Origin of the sequence: Citrobacter sp. Ce129 (genome assembly GCF_030334545.1) — a bacterium.
GTDB classification, from domain to species: Bacteria; Pseudomonadota; Gammaproteobacteria; order Enterobacterales; family Enterobacteriaceae; genus Citrobacter; species Citrobacter europaeus.
Genome location: NZ_JAOWDS010000065.1, coordinates 588,508 through 604,396, shown reverse-complemented (window position 1 = coordinate 604,396; position 15,889 = coordinate 588,508). Strand labels below are relative to the sequence as shown.

Below are 15,889 nucleotides of genomic sequence, written 5' to 3'. Positions count from 1 at the left end.
AAATATCAGAAAAGCATATATGGCGGCGGGTAGAGAAGAGTCATGGGCGGGTTAATTCCGCCCATTGGGGACTTACGATTATTTCAGTTCCAGCTCGTTCATAGCCGCGATGCTGAAGCCACCATCGACGTGAACGACTTCACCAGAGATGCCGGCAGCGAGATCGGAGCACAGGAATGCCGCGGAGTTACCCACATCTTCAATGGTTACAGTGCGTCGAATCGGCGTAACCGCTTCACAATGCGCCAGCATTTTACGGAAATCTTTAATGCCGGAAGCGGCAAGTGTCCGGATAGGACCTGCGGAAATAGCGTTCACACGCACGCCTTCAGGACCCATCGCATTAGCCATGTAGCGAACGTTCGCTTCCAGAGAGGCTTTCGCCAGGCCCATCACATTGTAGTTAGGGATGGCGCGCTCAGCGCCTAAATAGGATAGCGTCAGCAGCGCAGAGCCTGGATTCAGCATGGAACGGCAGGCCTTTGCCATCGCTACAAAGCTGTAAGCGCTGATGTCATGAGCAATTTTGAAGCCTTCGCGGGTGACTGCATTCACGTAGTCGCCATCCAGTTGGTCAGCGGGCGCGAATCCAATTGAGTGAACGAAACCATCGAATTTCGGCCAGGCTTTGCTTAGTTCCGAAAACATTGCATCAATGCTGGCGTCTTCCGCCACATCACACTGCAGTACGATGCTGGAACCCAGTTGAGCTGCAAATTCTTCCACGCGGACTTTTAGTTTGTCGTTCTGGTATGTGAAAGCCAGTTCAGCGCCTTCGCGATGCATTGCCTGAGCGATACCCCAGGCGATAGAAAGTTTGCTGGCAAGACCCGTTACCAGAATACGCTTACCGGAAAGGAAACCCATAGTTTTAATCCTTATGGTCATTGCTTATTTTTAGCAATCAATGAGTTATGATCACAATTTCAAGCTTGCCCGAAATGGGGCTGCAATTATATCCCACTCTTTGTTCCTTGTAGAAGAGTAATCAGCCCGCAGTGACAATCACTACCCATGACATATGAGGATTATACAAGCGCGGAAGGATGGAGAAAATACAAGGCTTTAAAGGCATCTCAATGGTATTATTAACTGCTAGCTTATGTTTATAAACATAGCAAGGTAGGAACTTTCTTAAAACAAAAAATATGACCAGATTCAGTTCTTTATGATATATTGTTTTTATCGATCGATATTGATACATTGATCGATATTATTGATTGATTGTGATTAAAAGTGCATTATCATGAAGTTATGATCAATTGGAGTGGTCTTATGCACTATCATTTCATCGCGGAACCGATGAGAGACACAACTGATACGTTACTGGGAGTTGAGATGAGCGCCCGGTTTGCTTCAGATACGGTTTCTCCGTTACATCCGGTGTTCATCATTTCAGCGTGGAATAGCGAACAAAAACGTCATTTCATGCTCGAGCAAATTCGATTAATTGCCGAAAAACGTGACTGGTTTGAAAGCCACAACCTTTTCTGTACTCTGAACCTTATTGATGAAATGGCGCTACTGGCGATTGGAGACCCGATCGTCAAATCGGCATTACATGCAATGCCATTTGTTGCACTGGAACTTTCAGAACGTTTTCTGACGAATACCGTGTGTCTGAATAATCTACTGATTAATTCACTTCGCGACGGCCCAAACGCATTATGGCTGGGCGATCTGGGTTCCGGCAGCATTGGTGCCAGTCCGCTGGTGTGCGGTCGTTTTGACGTTGTGAAGCTGGATCGTGGTTTCTTCCTGGAGCAGGTTGAAAAACCAATGTTCCCGGTGCTAATGAAAAACATTCGTGAATATTGCGACCGTATTGCAGTGGAGGGCGTGGAAACAGCACGTCTTATCGACGAGGCAGGCGCTGCGGGTGTTTGGGTGATGCAGGGAACCCTTTTCCCTTCGGTTGCTTTTAGCGAGGTAGATACACTGCTCTTACCCAGCGTTTGCCACTGATTGCAAAATTGCCCTCCGCTGAAGGAGGGCTGCATCTGCTAGCGATCTTTACGCCACGCGTCAGCGGTAAGCGCTTCGCCGAAATGGCCTGCAATCAGGCGACGGGTAAGCTCATGCAGCGGCGAGGCCAGAACATCTGCTGTGCTGCCACGTTCAACCACTTCCCCCTGGTGCATGACTAATACCTGATCGCTGATATGCTTCATCATGCCAATGTGCTGGGTCACATAAATATATGAAATACCCTGTTTTTCCTGCAATTCCAGCATCAGATTGATGAGCTGCGAACGCATCGACATGTCGAGAGAGGCCAGAGCCTCGTCGGCGATAATTACTTTGGGTCGTAAAATGAGCGCTCGAGCAAGGCCCAGACGCTGTTTTTGTCCCGGGGCCAGCATATGCGGGTAATAACTCACATGGTCAGGCAGCAGACCCACCATACGCATGGTCTCGACGATCTGCTTGCGACGCTGTTCCGGCTCGAGGTCGGTGTTAAGACGTAGCGGGAAATCGAGGATCTGTGAGATACGCTGCCGCGGGTTAAGTGACGTTGACGGATCCTGGAAAATCATCCTGATACGCTGACTACGGAATGAGTAATCGCCATATTTTAACGGGTGATCGTCAATCAGTACCTCACCGCTGGTGGGCTCAATCATACCGGCCAGCATCTTCGCCAGAGTAGACTTACCAGAACCATTTTCGCCTATCACGGCGAGCGTCTGACGCTCGCGCAGGGTAAAGCTCAGGGGCTTAACGGCTTCAACGGTCTGACGGCGAAATAAGCCCGTCCGGTAGCGAAAGGTTTTGCTCAGATTACGAACTTCGAGCAGGGTTTCTACCATCTCACTCTCTCTCCATATTCAGCGGGAAATGACAGGCGTAGAGATGATTCTTTGCTCCGGTCAGTCTTGGGGTTTCGATACATTCGCGCTGAGCATAAGGGCAGCGCGGCCCCAGACGACAGCCGATAGGTAATTGTTCCAGCAATGGAATTGCTCCTGGCATGGTATTCAGGCGGCTTTTGTGCGGCATTGCGCTACCAAAATCAGGAATGGCGCGAATCAACGCCTGAGTGTAAGGATGATGCGGAATCGTCACCAGGTCCTTACTGGGCGCAGTTTCCACCGTTTGCCCGCAGTACATCACGTTAACTTTGTCTGCCCACTGGCTGAGCATTTGCAGGTCATGGCTTATCAGCAAAATGGTGGTGTTGCTGTTTTGATTTAGCCGGGTCAGCAGGCGGAAAATTTGCGCCTGAGTGGTGGGTTCCATCGCGTTCGTCGGTTCGTCGGCAATCAGCAAGCGTGGCTGATTAGCCAGGGCGATAGCGATCATCACCTTCTGGCATTCGCCGTCGGTGAGTTCGTACGGGAAGCTGCGCATGGCATCTTTATGATCTTTTATCCCGACGCGGTGCAGGAGTTCAATCGCGCGGCGTTTGCGCCAGCCAATGCGCTGCCACCAGCGGCCCTTGTAGGTCCATGCCGGAATATTTTGCATTAGCTGACGTCCGATGCGCTCGGAGGGGTCGAGACACGATTGCGGTTCCTGAAAGATCATAGAAACGTTATGACCGACCAGCTTGCGTCGTTCACGAGCTGAAAGGCGCAGCAGATCGATATCATCAAAGCGCATACGGTCTGCGGTTACGCGCCAGTTATCTTTAGCAACGCCGCAAATGGCCTTGGCGATCAGGCTTTTTCCGGACCCGGACTCGCCGACCAACCCGCGGATTTCACCTTCATTGAGGGTCATGCTGACGCGGTCAACCGCCTTTACCCACTCGTCGCCGGTCCTGAATTCAATGGTCAGGTTACGGATATCCAGTAATGGCATTATTCCACCCCCGCAATAATTGCGCGGCGCACGCCATCACCCAGCAGGTTAACCAGCAGCACGCTTATCATAATCGCTGCACCTGGCAGCATCACCGTCCACGGCGCGACATAAATCAGCTCCAGCGCGTCGCCCAGCATGGCTCCCCATTCTGGTGACGGCAACTGTGCGCCAAGGTCGAGAAAACCCAGCGCGGCAATGTCCAGAATCGCCATCGACAGCGCACGGGTAATTTCGGTGATAAGCCCGGCGGTAATATTGGGCAGAACGGCGAACCACAGAATATTGAGTGTGGTTGCGCCGTCCAGACGAGCGGCAATAACGTACTCTTTTTCCAGCTCGTCATGCACCATGCTGTAGACGGAGCGTACCATGCGCGGCAGCAGCGCCAGCCAGACGGCAAACATCGCGTGGGTCAGATGCGGCCCCGCAAAGGCCACCACAATAATCGCCAGCAGTAGCGAAGGGATCGAGAGCAGAGTGTCCAGAATGTGGTTCAGCACCGCGGAGCGCAAACCGTGCGTCGCACCGGCAACCACGCCCAGCAACAGACCACACAGGGTAGCGGCGAGGGTGACGACAAACGCGCCGCCAACGGTCGGGGCCGCACCGCTGAGCAGGCGGCTTAACACGTCACGCCCCAGATCGTCAGTTCCGAGGAAAAATGAGACTTCGCCATAGCGCGACCATGACGGCGGTAAAAGCTGATAACCGAGAAACTGCTGGTCGATGCCATAAGGGGCAAACCAACCGCCAAAAACACACAGAATCGCTAATCCCGCGCAACCATACAGGCCAATCATCGCCGTCGCATCGCCGTAAAAATTACGCCATGCGGTGCGCAGCGTACCCGGTGGGCGCTTTTCGCTGTAGACGCTATCGTAAGGCATACCATTCCTTATGTTTCAGAGGGTTAGCCATAGCACCCAAAATATCAGAGATGACGTTGACGATGATAACCAGTGAGCCAATCACCATAACGCCCGCCGAAATCGCCGCGTAATCCTGCTGGCGAATCGCGTTAATCAGCCAACGGCCAAGGCCAGGCCAGCTAAAGACCATCTCGGTGATCATCGCCAGCGTCAGCATGGTGGAAAACTGTAAACCCAGGCGCGGGATCACCGGCGGGAGGGCGTTGTGCAGGACGTGACGGCGCAGAATTGTTAAGCGTGACAGACCACGCGTGGCGGCCGCTTTGATGTAGTTTTGATCAAAGACCTCGATGGTGCTGATACGCATCAGGCGAATAACTTCGGTGGTAGGGGCGACGGAAAGCGTCAACACCGGGAGCACCATGTGCCGGATTGCGCTGACCAGCATTTCATCGCGCCAGGGCGAGTCGGAGATCCACGCATCAATAATGGCAAAACCGGTAACGGGTTTTACTTCGTAGAGCAGATCAAAACGGCCCGACACGGGAAGCCAGCCGAGGGTCAGTGAGAAGAGCAATGTCAGCAACAGCGCCAGCCAAAAAACCGGAATCGAAAAACCCATTAGCGCTAATGCGCTGATGCAGCGGTCCTGCCATTTGTTCCGCGTGATGCCTGCCAACATACCAACGGGGATCCCGACCATCAGCGCAAAACCAAAGGCCAGAATGCACAGTTCCATCGTCGCCGGGAACACCTCCTTCAACTGTTCTGAAATCAATTGGCCATTAATACTGGAGACGCCGAAATCCCAGTGGATGAGGCCATTGAACCAGAATACCCAGGCGTTCCACAGTGATGCGCCCTGTAACGGCGCATGAGGTGTGAAGTAGCTCAGACTGAATCCAATAAAGGTCAGAAAGAACAGGGTGATCAGCAGCAATAAAAAACGGCGCAAGGTGAAGATAATCATGGTTTTTTCACCTCATCTTTCTTTTCCCTGGAAACCCCGGCAAAAGAGGCATTACCGAACGGACTGAGCACCAGCCCTTTGATATCGTAGCGGTAAGCCTGCAGTCGCAGTGAAGAGGCCAGCGGCAGGATTGGTAACTCTTTCGCGAGAATATTTTGCGCTTCGTCATAGGCATCAATTCGCGATGAGAGCTGCTGCGACGAGAGGGCTTTGCGCAGAACGCTGTCAAATTCCGGATTACACCAGTGGGCGAAGTTGGTTTGCGAGTTGATGGCGGCACAGCTTAGCAACGGTCGGAAAAAACTGTCAGGATCGTTACTGTCCGTCGCCCAGCCGGATAACGTCAGATCATGGTTCATATCCATTAATCGCGCCTCCTGAAATCGACCTTCTACCGGAATGATTTTCACTTTCACACCCACCTGAGCCATATCTGCCTGAATCAGCTCGGCGGTTTTCAGCGGACTTGGGTTCCAGGCCTGTGAGCTGGTGGGAACCCAAAGCTGCAAGGTCAGATTCTCCAGCCCCAGCGCTTTTAACTGTTCGCGCGATTTTGCCGGGTTGTACTCTGTAATTTTAGCTTCGTTGTCATAAGCCCACGAGGCGCGAGGCAAAATAGATGCTGCGGTTTCCGCCGTCCCGTAGTAGATGGACTGCATCAGTCGTTGGTTATTAATGGCCAGCGCCAGCGCATGCCGCACGGCAGGGTTATCCAGCGGCGGTTTATTGGTGTTGAATGCCAGATACGCGATGTTCATCCCTGGACGCAGTGTCAGACGCAGGCGTGGGTCATCACGCAAAATGCTGAGCTGGCTGGCGGCAGGCCAGGCCAGAACGTCGCACTCGCCGGTCAGGAGTTTCGATAAGCGTCCGGTGCCGCCGGAGCCAAGATCCACAACCACCTGCGGCATCAGCGGAGTACCACGCCAGAATTTTTCATGGCGCTGCAGTCGAATATATTGGCCGGCGCGATTCTCCGAAAGCTGGTACGGGCCCGTGCCAACGGGTTGTCTGTCGAGCAGTTCCTGGCGATCCTGTTTTGCAAGGTTAGCCGCATATTCCGCTGACATCACTGAAGCATAGTGCGTGGCAAGGTGCCACATAAAGGAGGCATCGGGCTGGGTTAAGCGAAATTCAACGGTGTTATTGTCCAGCTTGCGTACGCTTTGGACATTATCGGCGAACTGTAAACTGTCGAAGTAGGGGAAACTACTGCCGTTCACATTATGCCACGGATGCTGGCGATCAAAGATGCGCTCGAAGGTAAACACCACGTCGTCCGCATTCAGTTTACGGGTGGGGGTAAACCAGGCAGTCTTCTGAAACTGGACGTCACGACGCAGGTGGAAGCGGTAGGTTGCGCCGTTATCCAGCACCTCCCAGCTTTCGGCCAGCTCAGGCACCAGTCGATAGGTGTACGGGTCGACATCAAGCAGTCGGTCATACAATTGGGCCGCCAGCGTGTCGACGATGAGGCCGCTGCTCGCTTTTTGCGGATTGAACGTATTGACCTGCCCGCTGACGCAATAGACAAAGCCGCTGTCACGAATATCAGCGTGCGAAGCCTGTTCAGGCGCGGCAGCAGCCTGACCACTCAGAAATCCAGCCATCACGATCAGAGATGATAAAACCAGGCGCATAATTTTAAAGGATTATAAATAAAGAGGCTATCTTACTAATACTTAATGACATTTGCCATTACCGTTTGTGTTTGGGGGCAGCAAGGGTGATAACCGCGAATTCAACATCGCGACATGTTCAACATTCATACCCGCTATCCACTTTGAATCTACTCTGTTAACTATCTTAGCATTTTCATGACCCATCTGACTCGCTTAAACGCGTGATTCGCTGGCAGACAGAAAAACGTGAGGGAAAAGAGGGGAGGAAATGACCATGACGGGCAGAAGTGAGCATTAGCAAAATCGTAGGAATAAAGAAAATCGACCGGGAAGAGTGGCTTCCTTCCCGGTTATTGCGTTACTTCTGTATCTTATTTACGCGAACCACTGGTGGTTGCATTTTCGCATCGAGGCTACCGTTAATACTGATCATGTGATCGGGTTTAACCGTTCGGCCATCGAAAACCGCGTGTGGAATTAAAGTCTGGATACTGCCGGTTTTATCACGAAAGATAAATTTGTCTCCGCCTTGATCCTCGATGAGATTACCTCGTAGAGAAATGGTCGCACCGTCATGCATCGTTTTGGCCTGTTCGACAGTCATGATTCTTGCATCTTCGGTCCCACGATAACCTTCATCCAGAGCGTGGGCTGGCGGTGGAGCTGTATCATTTTTCAACCCGCCGTTATCATCAGCAAGCGCTGGCGACAATAAAAAACAACATAATAATGGCGTTATGGATAATTTCATACGTTCTCCCTTTTGCCTGGGTTGAGATGTTAAGTGTGGTTGCCATTTATTAATACTGCGAACTGGAAAAGTCTCAAATGACATTGTTTAAATTAAATCTAACGTTGGTGGGGATATAAGCGTAGCGGTAGGGGGAAGTAGGGGGGTAATATTCCGAGAAAATTAAGTACAGCTGTGTAATATCGGTCATGCCATTCATTTTGGTCTACGCTTATTAGTCTTTGTGATAAATAAAGAGAGGTAATTGCATGGCTGGCTTAAACAAGGAAAAAAAGACCATCAATAAAACCAATTCTGCGCGTTTTCCGGCGCCGCCTTTTCAACAGCAGCAGCAGCCCTTTCCAGGGCTGGCGGGGAAAATGCAACCGCGTCCCGACCATGGAGAAGACAGCTATCAGGGAAGCGGTCGCCTGAATGGGCGCAAGGTATTAATTACCGGTGGGGATTCAGGGATTGGTCGTGCTGTTGCTATTGCCTATGCTCGTGAAGGCGCTGATGTTGCGATCAACTATTTACCTGAAGAAGAAGACGATGCGTGTGAAGTGGTCGACCTGATAAATAAAGCAGGCAGAAATGTTTTGGCCATCCCCGGAGATATTCGTGATGAGGCTTTTTGCGGTCATCTGGTAACACAGGCGGTTAAAGGACTGGGAGGGTTGGATATCCTCGTCAATAATGCGGGTCGTCAGCAATTTTGTGAGTCAATTGAGGAACTCACCACAGAAGATTTCGACGCAACATTTAAGACCAATGTCTACGCTATGTTTTGGATCACCAAAGCGGCCATCCCCCATCTTTCACCAGACAGCGTGATAATTAATACCTCCTCGGTACAGGCTTATGAGCCAAGTGAAATCTTGCTTGATTATGCTCAGACTAAAGCAGCTATCGTGGCATTTACTAAATCGCTGGCGAAACAGCTGGCCCCGAAAGGGATACGTGTTAATGCCGTCGCGCCGGGTCCATACTGGACGGTGCTGCAGTGTTGTGGCGGTCAACCGCAGGAAAAGGTGGAGAAATTTGGGGCAAATGCGCCGCTGGGACGTCCTGGACAACCGGTGGAAATCGCGCCGCTTTATGTCACCCTGGCCGCTCAGGAGAACAGCTATACGTCTGGTCAGGTCTGGTGTTCTGATGGGGGGACCGGAACCCTCTAACGTTTATGCTCTGTACGTCGAAAGTGACTTTTAAGGCAAGGACGGACACTATTGTATAAGGGCGGGAGCGGTACTTACCGCTCCAAGAATGTTAACCAATCACCGCGATGCCAAGCCGCTCCATCAGCAACGCTGCCTGATAGCTATCCAATTTGACGCCTTGTAAATCTACACCCCGAATATCTAAATCACCCAGTTCTGAATTGGTCAAATCACAGTGCGTGAAGTTTGCGGCCCGCCAGTCGAACGCTGAAAATTCACCGCCCGAGAGATCTGATCCACTGAACGTTGCACCCGCTACCTGAGTTCCCATCCAGCGATTTTCCCACAGCTCGCACTTTTCCAGGACAACCTTCGAAAAGTTGGCGTAGCTTAGATTGGTATTCGTGATGTATGCGCTGCAAAACCAGGTCCGCGTGGTGATCATGTTCATAAAACTCGCGCCGCGAAAATCTGAACCCTGCGCGCGGCAGTGGCGAATTTCAATTCCCAGAGCACTGACGTTGCGAAAATCCGCCATGGATAAATCGCAACTTTTAAAAATGGCATCTTTCAGCATTGCGCGACTAAAATTACACCCTTTCTGGCTTTCGCGATCATAAAACTGACAGCCGATAAATTCAGTGCCGCTAAGATCGGCCCCTGAAAAATCACAGTTAAAAAAAGTACTGTTTTCAACTTTTTCCCCGGTGAAGCGGTTTCTGTCAATTTTTTCGCTAACTAGTGCCAGACTCATAATGATATGCCTGTTTTTTTATACAGTGGTTTCATCATGGTAATCTGTTTTAACGCTATGCGTCAAATCTTCCAGTATAACGTCGGCGAAAGTGTCCTAAATCTGGTGTTTCTTCAGCAAGGCACGAAGCTGATGGTAAGTCAGACCCAGTAGTTCAGCGGCCTTTTTCTGATTAAATTTCGCTTGCTGCAAGCTGGTTTGTAAAAAGTCTTTCTCTTGTTGCTGCTGGAATTCACGCAAATCCAGCGGTAATGCTGCAGATGCCAGCGTTGTTTCCTCAACCTGCGGCTGCGCAACGTGGCGACGGAAGGGGTCGATGATTATCTCATCCAGCGGGTAATCGCTGGTACCGTGCCGGTATACGGAACGCTCCACGACGTTTTTTAGTTCACGAATATTGCCCGGCCAACGGTAGTGGAGGAGGGTCTCCCTGGCCTCGGCGGTAAAACCCGGGAACAGCGGTAACCCGATCTCGCGACACATCTGAATGGCAAAGTGTTCGGCCATTAACATGATGTCACTTTGACGCTCGCGTAACGGGGGAAGTTGCACTACGTCAAAGGCCAGACGATCCAGCAGGTCTGCGCGGAAAGTGCCTTCGTTGACCATACGTGGCAGGTCGGCATTAGTCGCACAAACCAGGCGTACGTTAACCTGCAATGGCTGGCTGCCGCCAACGCGCTCCAGCTCGCCATACTCAATGACGCGCAACAGTTTTTCCTGCACCAGCATGGGGGCAGTCGCCAGCTCGTCAAGAAACAGCGTGCCGCCATCGGCGCGTTCGAAACGTCCAGGGTGGCGTTTTTGCGCGCCGGTAAAGGCACCCGCTTCGTGACCAAACAGTTCGGAATCGAGTAAGTTCTCGTTGAGCGCCGCGCAGTTAAGTGAAATAAACGGGCCTTGCCAACGCGTAGAGAGGTAGTGCAAGCGGTTGGCAATAAGCTCTTTCCCTGTACCTCGCTCACCGATAACCAGCACAGGTTTATCCAGTGGCGCCAGATGAGAAACCTGCTCCAGCACTTCAATAAAGCTGTTTGCTTCACCCAGAAGATTATCTTTGTATTCTGCCATGATGAAATTCACCATTTGTTAGTGTTATTCACCAATTTACCCTAATTATCTCGACAGGTAAAATTAGATATAATTATTAAAATCAATGAGATAAAAAGTTGGCACGCCAAGTGCATTACGAAATCAGCAGGGCATAGCCCGATATCAGAACAGTAAGTGAGGATTACATTATGGGTATTTTTTCTCGTTTTGCCGACATCGTGAACGCCAACATTAATGCGTTGCTGGAAAAGGCTGAAGATCCGCAGAAGCTGGTGCGGTTAATGATCCAGGAAATGGAAGATACGCTGGTTGAGGTGCGCTCAAATTCCGCACGCGCTCTGGCAGAAAAGAAACAATTATCTCGCCGTATTGAACAGGCCAGCGCGCAACAGGCAGAGTGGCAAGAAAAAGCCGAGCTGGCGCTGCGTAAAGAGAAAGAAGATTTGGCGCGTTCTGCGTTAATCGAAAAACAGAAACTGACTGACCTGATTGCTTCTCTGGAGCATGAGGTGACGCTGGTTGACGATACGCTGGCGCGTATGAAAAAAGAGATTGGTGAGCTGGAAAATAAACTCAGTGAAACCCGGGCTCGTCAGCAGGCGCTGATGCTGCGTCATCAGGCAGCGAGTTCTTCGCGTGATGTTCGTCGTCAACTGGACAGCGGTAAACTGGATGAAGCGATGGCGCGCTTTGAATCTTTCGAGCGTCGTATCGATCATATGGAAGCTGAGGCTGAAAGCCATAACTTCGGTAAACAAAAGTCTCTGGATCAGCAATTTGCTGACCTGAAAGCAGATGATGAAATCAGCGAGCAGCTGGCGCAACTTAAAGCCAAAATGCAGCAAGACAAGCAATAATAACATCTGGCGGCGCCCGAACGCGCCGCCGCTCATCACCTGTAAGGAGTACTCATGAGCGCGCTATTTCTGGCTATCCCGTTAACCATCTTTGTGTTGTTCGTTTTACCGATTTGGCTCTGGCTGCATTACAGCAACCGTTCCAGTCGTGGCGAACTGTCGCAAAGTGAACAGCAACGTCTGGTCGAACTCAACGATGACGCACAGCGGATGCGCGAGCGCATTCAGGCGCTGGAAGACATCCTTGATGCTGAACATCCAAACTGGAGGGACCGCTAATGGGAGGCGTTAACCTGAACAAAAAACTGTGGCGTATTCCGCAGCAGGGCATGGTGAAGGGGGTTTGCGCAGGTATTGCGCATTATCTCGATGTACCTGTGAAGCTGGTACGGATCCTGGTGGTGTTGTCAGTCTTTTTTGGCCTGGCCTTTTTCACCTTCGTCGCCTACATCGTGCTGACGTTTGTGTTAGACCCGATGCCGGACAATGTGGTCTGTGGCGAGCAACAGCCATCTAGCGGCGAGCTGTTGGATGCCGTCGATCGCGAGCTGGCAGCAAGTGAAAAGCGTTTGCGTGAAATGGAACGTTATGTGACGTCTGATACTTTTTCATTACGTAGTCGTTTCCGCCAATTGTGAGGTTAGACATGAACAATCGCTGGCAACGTGCCGGGCAAAGGGTTAAGCCGGGCTTTAAAATAGCAGGTAAGCTGGTGCTTTTGACGGCGCTTCGCTACGGCCCGGCAGGGGTAGCAGGGTGGGCGGTGAAATCCGTCGCCCGACGCCCGCTAAAAATGCTGCTGGCGTTGGTTCTGGAGCCGGTGTTGAGTCGGGCTGCAGCAAAATTGTCGAAACGCTATTCTGGTAATCAAACCTGATATCTGAATCAGCAAAAGCAAGCAACAATTAATCAACATTCCCTCAGTTAATTTGCGGCAGCTCACAAATACGATTTTTTGGCTGCCAAAATTCTTTTTTTACCCCCCTCCAGACCACCTCAGCTGATTGACAGCCTATTTTACGCAGAGTAGTCTCTTGATTCATGGGACCGCTACCACGAGAATTGAAGGTGAACCAAAAAATCCAAAAATGTCTGACAGAAGTTTATGGTGATACATTTACTTCATGCCACTATGAAGCGCTGCTTGCACGTTTAGAGAAGTCACAGGGATTAATTAAAAAGATCCGTAAAGCGCATTGGGATGAGGGCGATGTCGTTCTTATTACCTACGCCGATCAATTCCACGGGGCTGGTAAAAAACCGCTGCCTACATTTAATCAATTTTATAATGAATGGCTTAAGACGACATTTTCTCATGTGCATCTGCTGCCGTTTTATCCGTGGTCATCGGATGATGGGTTTTCCGTGATTAATTACCATCAGGTTGCCGAAGAAACGGGTGACTGGAATGATATTAAGGAATTAGGTGAATCCAGTCGACTGATGTTTGATTTTGTTTGTAACCATATGTCAGCTAAAAGCGAGTGGTTTAATAATTATTTACAACAGCTTGACGGTTATGAAAATTTCTTTATTGCAATGGATCCTGATACGGACCTGAGCAACGTCACACGTCCACGCGCATTACCGTTACTGACGCCGTTTACGCTAAAAGATAACACCGTACGCCATTTATGGACGACGTTCAGCGACGACCAGGTCGATCTCAATTATGCCAACCCGGTAGTACTACTGGCGATGGTCGATGTGCTATTGAGCTATCTTGAGCAGGGCGCAGATTATGTCCGCCTGGATGCAGTTGGCTTTATGTGGAAAGAGCCAGGAACGAGCTGTATTCATCTGGAAAAAACGCATCAGCTTATCAAACTATTCCGCGCTATTGCTGACTGTGCGGCGCCTGGCACAGCGATTATTACCGAAACGAACGTCCCACATAAGGATAACGTGTCTTACTATGGTAATGGCCGTGATGAAGCGCATATGGTGTACCAGTTCTCGCTGCCGCCGCTGGTGCTGCATGCGGTACAACGCCAGGACACGTCGACATTGTGCCAGTGGGCGCAATCACTGGAACTGCCGTCTGGCGAGACCACCTGGTTTAATTTTCTCGCATCGCATGACGGTATTGGTCTCAATCCATTGCGCGGTTTGTTGCCTGAAGACGAGATCATGCGTCTGGTGACAGAATTACAACAGGAAGGCGCGCTGGTTAACTGGAAAAATAATCCTGATGGTACTCGCAGTCCGTATGAAATTAACGTGACATATATGGATGCGCTAACGCCAGGAAATTGTAGCGATGCTGAGCGGTTTTCTCGCTTTATTCTCGCACATGCCATTTTGCTGAGTTTTCCTGGTGTGCCGGCGGTTTACATTCAAAGCATCCTTGGATCACGCAATGACTATAAAGGTGTTGAGACGTTAGGTTATAACCGTGCGATCAACCGCAAAAAATATCAGATAAGACAAATAGAAACGGAGCTGGCAGATGAAACCAGTTTGCGTAACGCTATTTATCATGAGTTATCCCGACTCATTGTAATACGTCGTAATAATAAAGCATTCCACCCTGATAGTAATTTTCAAATTTGCAATGTTACACCAGCTGTCATGCAAATTAAACGTACGGCGGAAACAGGCGAGGAAATTATTGGGCTATTTAATGTCAGCGGTCATACGCAAACCATTTGCATTGATATTGAAAATGGATTTGATTTGATTAGCGGTGAAACTATTTCAGGTAAAGAATTAACGTTGTACGCCTGGCAGGTCATGTGGGTTAAGTAATAAAAAGGAACATTTCATGCTTAAAGCTAAAATTGTGCTGATTTCAGCACTGGTTTCCTGCGCCCTGGTTTCTGGGTGTAAGGATGATAAAAAATCCTCTGTCGCGATTGAATTTATGCACTCTTCTGTCGAGCAGGAGCGGCAAGCAGTTATTGCAAAACTGATTGAGCGTTTTGAAAAAGAAAATCCGGGCATCAGCGTCAAACAGGTTCCTGTGGAAGAAGATGCTTACAACACCAAGGTCATTACCCTGGCGCGCAGCGGTTCACTGCCTGAAGTCATTGAAACCAGCCATGACTACGCGAAAGTTATGGATAAAGAATCCCTTATCGATCGTAAAGCGGTGGCGCAGGTCATCAACGGCGTCGGTGAAGGGACTTTTTATGATGGCGTCCTGCGTATTGTGCGCACTGAAGATGGTAGTGCATGGACCGGGGTTCCGGTCAGCGCCTGGATTGGTGGGATCTGGTATCGCAAAGATGTGCTGGCAAAAGCTGGACTGGAAGAACCAAAAGACTGGCAGCAATTGCTGAACGTGGCCCAGAAGCTCAACAATCCTGGCAGTAAGAAATACGGTATTGCGCTGCCCACGGCAGAAAGCGTTTTGACCGAACAGTCATTCTCTCAGTTCGCGCTCTCTAACCAGGCCAACGTTTTTGATGCGCAGGGAAAGATTACGCTCGACACCCCTGAGATGGCGCAGGCGCTGCAGTATTACCGCCAACTTGCCATGAACACCATGCCGGGCTCTAACGACATCATGGAAGTCAAAGACGCTTTCATGAACGGCACGGCGCCAATGGCGATTTATTCCACCTATATCCTCCCGGCGGTGATCAAAGAGGGCGATCCTAAAAATGTTGGCTTTATGGTACCGACGGAAAAAAATTCCGCGGTTTACGGCATGCTGACGTCGCTAACCATTACTGCTGGTCAAAAAACCGAAGAGACAGAAGCCGCAGAGAAATTTGTCACCTTCATGGAGCAGGCCGACAACATTGCGGATTGGGTCATGATGTCGCCAGGGGCTGCGCTGCCGGTCAACAAAGCGGTGGTGAATACGCCGACGTGGAAAGATAACGCCGTTATCAAAGCGCTGGGTGAATTACCCGATCAACTGATTGCCGAACTGCCGAATATTCAGGTCTTTGGCGCTGTAGGTGATAAGAACTTTACCCGCATGGGCGACGTAACCGGATCGGGTGTTGTGAGTACCATGGTGCACAACGTCACGGTAGGGAAAGCTGACCTTTCATCGACTATCAAGGCCAGCCAGACAAAACTGGATGACCTCGTTGAACAGCGCTAATGGGGAAATG

Annotated in this window: 17 protein-coding genes; 8 read left to right on the top strand and 9 right to left on the bottom strand. The window is 50.5% G+C overall.

Annotated elements, in window-relative coordinates; genetic code table 11:
- Positions 1-78: 78 nt before the first annotated feature.
- Positions 79-867: an enoyl-ACP reductase FabI gene (fabI, locus tag OGV77_RS16760; protein WP_043016162.1), complete on the bottom strand. Its 789-nt coding sequence runs from the start codon at positions 865-867 to the stop codon at positions 79-81.
- A gap of 408 nt (positions 868-1,275) precedes the next feature.
- On the opposite strand from fabI, the gene OGV77_RS16755 reads away from it, so the two are divergent.
- Entirely contained in the window at positions 1,276-1,965 is a 690-nt protein-coding gene (locus OGV77_RS16755) for an EAL domain-containing protein (protein ID WP_087050494.1), read from the top strand.
- Between the two features lie 38 nt (positions 1,966-2,003).
- Here the strand turns inward: OGV77_RS16755 and sapF are convergent, their stop codons facing one another.
- From sapF to OGV77_RS16725, 6 genes are all read right to left on the bottom strand, one after another.
- The gene (sapF, locus tag OGV77_RS16750; RefSeq protein WP_043016164.1) at positions 2,004-2,810 is read right to left on the bottom strand and encodes a peptide ABC transporter ATP-binding protein SapF; all 807 of its coding nucleotides are present in this window, start codon (positions 2,808-2,810) and stop codon (positions 2,004-2,006) included.
- Position 2,811: 1 nt separating this feature from the next.
- Positions 2,812-3,804 carry a peptide ABC transporter ATP-binding protein SapD gene (sapD, locus tag OGV77_RS16745; RefSeq protein WP_043016165.1) on the bottom strand — a complete coding sequence of 331 codons (993 nt, stop codon included), beginning with the start codon at positions 3,802-3,804 and terminating at the stop codon, positions 2,812-2,814.
- The gene (sapC, locus tag OGV77_RS16740; protein ID WP_043016166.1) at positions 3,804-4,694 is read right to left on the bottom strand and encodes a peptide ABC transporter permease SapC; all 891 of its coding nucleotides are present in this window, start codon (positions 4,692-4,694) and stop codon (positions 3,804-3,806) included. The genes sapD and sapC overlap by 1 nt, the downstream gene beginning before the upstream one ends.
- Positions 4,681-5,646 (bottom strand): peptide ABC transporter permease SapB, encoded by a 966-nt coding sequence (sapB, locus tag OGV77_RS16735; protein WP_043016167.1) that lies wholly within the window; start codon positions 5,644-5,646, stop codon positions 4,681-4,683. Before sapB ends, sapC begins: the two co-directional genes overlap by 14 nt.
- A complete protein-coding gene (gene sapA, locus OGV77_RS16730) occupies positions 5,643-7,286 on the bottom strand; it encodes an ABC transporter substrate-binding protein SapA (protein ID WP_047410878.1) in 1,644 nt (547 codons plus the stop codon). Before sapA ends, sapB begins: the two co-directional genes overlap by 4 nt.
- A 340-nt stretch (positions 7,287-7,626) precedes the next feature.
- Positions 7,627-8,019, bottom strand: coding sequence for a YdeI family stress tolerance OB fold protein (locus OGV77_RS16725; RefSeq protein WP_043016169.1), 393 nt, complete (start codon positions 8,017-8,019; stop codon positions 7,627-7,629).
- A gap of 248 nt (positions 8,020-8,267) precedes the next feature.
- On the opposite strand from OGV77_RS16725, the gene OGV77_RS16720 reads away from it, so the two are divergent.
- A complete protein-coding gene (locus OGV77_RS16720) occupies positions 8,268-9,176 on the top strand; it encodes an SDR family oxidoreductase (protein WP_043016170.1) in 909 nt (302 codons plus the stop codon).
- A 91-nt stretch (positions 9,177-9,267) separates the two neighbouring features.
- Here the strand turns inward: OGV77_RS16720 and OGV77_RS16715 are convergent, their stop codons facing one another.
- Together OGV77_RS16715 and pspF are read right to left on the bottom strand one after the other, a co-directional pair.
- Complete coding sequence (locus tag OGV77_RS16715; protein ID WP_141110886.1) at positions 9,268-9,912, bottom strand: QnrB family quinolone resistance pentapeptide repeat protein; 645 nt, start codon at positions 9,910-9,912, stop codon at positions 9,268-9,270.
- 96 nt (positions 9,913-10,008) lie between these two features.
- Positions 10,009-10,998, bottom strand: coding sequence for a phage shock protein operon transcriptional activator (gene pspF / locus OGV77_RS16710; RefSeq protein ID WP_170927998.1), 990 nt, complete (start codon positions 10,996-10,998; stop codon positions 10,009-10,011).
- 155 nt (positions 10,999-11,153) lie between these two features.
- On the opposite strand from pspF, the gene pspA reads away from it, so the two are divergent.
- From pspA to OGV77_RS16680, 6 genes are all read left to right on the top strand, one after another.
- Positions 11,154-11,822, top strand: a complete 669-nt coding sequence (pspA, locus tag OGV77_RS16705) for a phage shock protein PspA (protein ID WP_043016172.1) — start codon at positions 11,154-11,156, stop codon at positions 11,820-11,822.
- A 54-nt stretch (positions 11,823-11,876) separates the two neighbouring features.
- Positions 11,877-12,101, top strand: coding sequence for an envelope stress response membrane protein PspB (pspB, locus tag OGV77_RS16700; RefSeq protein ID WP_003020509.1), 225 nt, complete (start codon positions 11,877-11,879; stop codon positions 12,099-12,101).
- Positions 12,101-12,460, top strand: coding sequence for an envelope stress response membrane protein PspC (pspC, locus tag OGV77_RS16695; protein WP_043016173.1), 360 nt, complete (start codon positions 12,101-12,103; stop codon positions 12,458-12,460). The genes pspB and pspC overlap by 1 nt, the downstream gene beginning before the upstream one ends.
- A gap of 8 nt (positions 12,461-12,468) precedes the next feature.
- Positions 12,469-12,699, top strand: coding sequence for a phage shock protein PspD (gene pspD, locus OGV77_RS16690; protein WP_047410921.1), 231 nt, complete (start codon positions 12,469-12,471; stop codon positions 12,697-12,699).
- Positions 12,700-12,863: 164 nt separating this feature from the next.
- Complete coding sequence (locus tag OGV77_RS16685; RefSeq protein WP_087050497.1) at positions 12,864-14,570, top strand: sugar phosphorylase; 1,707 nt, start codon at positions 12,864-12,866, stop codon at positions 14,568-14,570.
- 16 nt (positions 14,571-14,586) lie between these two features.
- Positions 14,587-15,879, top strand: coding sequence for an ABC transporter substrate-binding protein (locus OGV77_RS16680; RefSeq protein ID WP_047410938.1), 1,293 nt, complete (start codon positions 14,587-14,589; stop codon positions 15,877-15,879).
- Positions 15,880-15,889 lie beyond the last annotated feature (10 nt).

Excerpts from the sequence above, each read along its gene's own strand:
- sapC (WP_043016166.1), bottom strand. The coding sequence starts at position 4,694 with ATGCCTTACGATAGCGTCTACAGCGAAAAGCGCCCACCGGGTACGCTG.
- OGV77_RS16715 (WP_141110886.1), bottom strand. The coding sequence starts at position 9,912 with ATGAGTCTGGCACTAGTTAGCGAAAAAATTGACAGAAACCGCTTCACC.
- OGV77_RS16725 (WP_043016169.1), bottom strand. The coding sequence starts at position 8,019 with ATGAAATTATCCATAACGCCATTATTATGTTGTTTTTTATTGTCGCCA.
- fabI (WP_043016162.1), bottom strand. The coding sequence starts at position 867 with ATGGGTTTCCTTTCCGGTAAGCGTATTCTGGTAACGGGTCTTGCCAGC.
- pspD (WP_047410921.1), top strand. The coding sequence starts at position 12,469 with ATGAACAATCGCTGGCAACGTGCCGGGCAAAGGGTTAAGCCGGGCTTT.
- pspA (WP_043016172.1), top strand. The coding sequence starts at position 11,154 with ATGGGTATTTTTTCTCGTTTTGCCGACATCGTGAACGCCAACATTAAT.
- sapD (WP_043016165.1), bottom strand. The coding sequence starts at position 3,804 with ATGCCATTACTGGATATCCGTAACCTGACCATTGAATTCAGGACCGGC.
- pspC (WP_043016173.1), top strand. The coding sequence starts at position 12,101 with ATGGGAGGCGTTAACCTGAACAAAAAACTGTGGCGTATTCCGCAGCAG.
- OGV77_RS16680 (WP_047410938.1), top strand. The coding sequence starts at position 14,587 with ATGCTTAAAGCTAAAATTGTGCTGATTTCAGCACTGGTTTCCTGCGCC.
- sapF (WP_043016164.1), bottom strand. The coding sequence starts at position 2,810 with ATGGTAGAAACCCTGCTCGAAGTTCGTAATCTGAGCAAAACCTTTCGC.
- OGV77_RS16755 (WP_087050494.1), top strand. The coding sequence starts at position 1,276 with ATGCACTATCATTTCATCGCGGAACCGATGAGAGACACAACTGATACG.
- OGV77_RS16720 (WP_043016170.1), top strand. The coding sequence starts at position 8,268 with ATGGCTGGCTTAAACAAGGAAAAAAAGACCATCAATAAAACCAATTCT.
- sapA (WP_047410878.1), bottom strand. The coding sequence starts at position 7,286 with ATGCGCCTGGTTTTATCATCTCTGATCGTGATGGCTGGATTTCTGAGT.
- OGV77_RS16685 (WP_087050497.1), top strand. The coding sequence starts at position 12,864 with ATGGGACCGCTACCACGAGAATTGAAGGTGAACCAAAAAATCCAAAAA.
- sapB (WP_043016167.1), bottom strand. The coding sequence starts at position 5,646 with ATGATTATCTTCACCTTGCGCCGTTTTTTATTGCTGCTGATCACCCTG.
- pspB (WP_003020509.1), top strand. The coding sequence starts at position 11,877 with ATGAGCGCGCTATTTCTGGCTATCCCGTTAACCATCTTTGTGTTGTTC.
- pspF (WP_170927998.1), bottom strand. The coding sequence starts at position 10,998 with ATGGTGAATTTCATCATGGCAGAATACAAAGATAATCTTCTGGGTGAA.